1 protein-coding gene is annotated in these 255 nt (G+C 71.4%); it reads right to left on the reverse strand.

The genetic code is table 11. From position 1 onward, the window contains the following. The coding region (locus AC6CKD_RS38040) for a DEAD/DEAH box helicase (protein ID WP_498334007.1) at positions 1–255 on the reverse strand (255 nt) is incomplete at both ends.

Here is a 255-nt window from a genome sequence, read left to right on the forward strand (position 1 = left end):
GCGGCGGACCAGCAGGTCGACGTTGCGGTCCAGGGTGGCGGAGAACAGCATCCGCTGGCCCTCCGGCCGCACCTGGTCCAGCAGGGCGGTGACCTGGGGCATGAACCCCATGTCGGCCATCTGGTCCGCCTCGTCGAGGACCGTGATCGCGACCTGGTTCAGCCGGCAGTCACCCCGGTCGATGAGGTCCTTGAGCCGGCCGGGCGTGGCGACGACCACTTCCGCTCCGGCGCGCAGCGCCTGTGCCTGCCGGTA

This window comes from Streptomyces sp. GQ60 (genome assembly GCF_059758875.1).